Source organism: Neisseria sp. P0021.S007, assembly GCF_051956855.1.
In genome coordinates, this window is sequence record NZ_JBQCXA010000183.1 from 1 (window position 1) to 986 (window position 986).

General features: G+C 59.1%; 1 protein-coding gene. It reads right to left on the reverse strand.

The features are described from left to right. The coding region (pyrC, locus tag ACTHUR_RS12065; protein WP_440398728.1) for a dihydroorotase at nucleotides 1-986 on the reverse strand (986 nt) is incomplete at both ends.

Consider the following 986-nt stretch of genomic DNA (forward strand, 5'->3'; position numbering starts at 1 on the left):
GTCCAGCCTATCTCTCCGCCCGCGCGCATCGGGACGAGTTCGCCGTCGCCGTAAGGGACGCTTGCGGGGATGGTTTGGCTTTGTTTGACGAGGGTGATCGTGTCGGCGTTTTCGGGAATGCCGTAGAACCTTGCGCCGTTTTTCGAGGCGAAGGCTTCAAGTTTGTCCAAAGCACCTGCTTTTTCAAACACTTCGGCATAAAGTTCGATGGCGGTCATGGCGCTGAACATGCCGGCGCAGCCGCAGGCGTTTTCTTTGGCGGATTTGGCGTGCGGCGCGGAGTCGGTGCCGAGGAAGAATTTATGCGCCTTCTCGCCGGTAACGGCGGCGACCAATGCCTGACGGTGGGTTTCGCGTTTGAGTACGGGCAGGCAGAAATGATGGGGGCGCACGCCGCCGACCAAGAGGTCGTTGCGGTTGAGCAGGAGGTGTTGCGGGGTCACGGAGGCGGCAACGTTGTCGCCTGCGTCCAAAACCAAGCGGGCGGCTTCGGCGGTGGTGATGTGTTCAAACACGACTTTAAGATTCGGCACTTGCGCCAAAACCGGTTTCATCACGCGCTCGATAAAGGCGGCCTCGCGGTCGAAAATATCGATTTCAGGATCGGTCACTTCGCCGTGAACCAAGAACAAAATGCCCTGTTTCGCCATTTCTTCCAACACGGGGATGAGTTTGAACAAGTCGGTCACGCCGGAATCGGAGTTGGTGGTCGCGCCCGCAGGATAGAGTTTGAAAGCCACGATACCGGCAGCCTTGGCTTCGCGCACGAGTTCGGGTGTGGCGTTGTCGGTCAAATAAAGCGTCATCAACGGCTGGAAGGTACTGCCTTCAGGCAGGGCGGCCATAATGCGCGCTTTGTAGGCTTGGGCATCGTCAACGCTGACGACGGGCGGTTTGAGGTTGGGCATGATAACCGCGCGGCCCATTTGTCGGGCGGTGTACGGGGCAACAGCTTTGAGCGCGTCGCCGTCGCGCAGGTGTAAGTG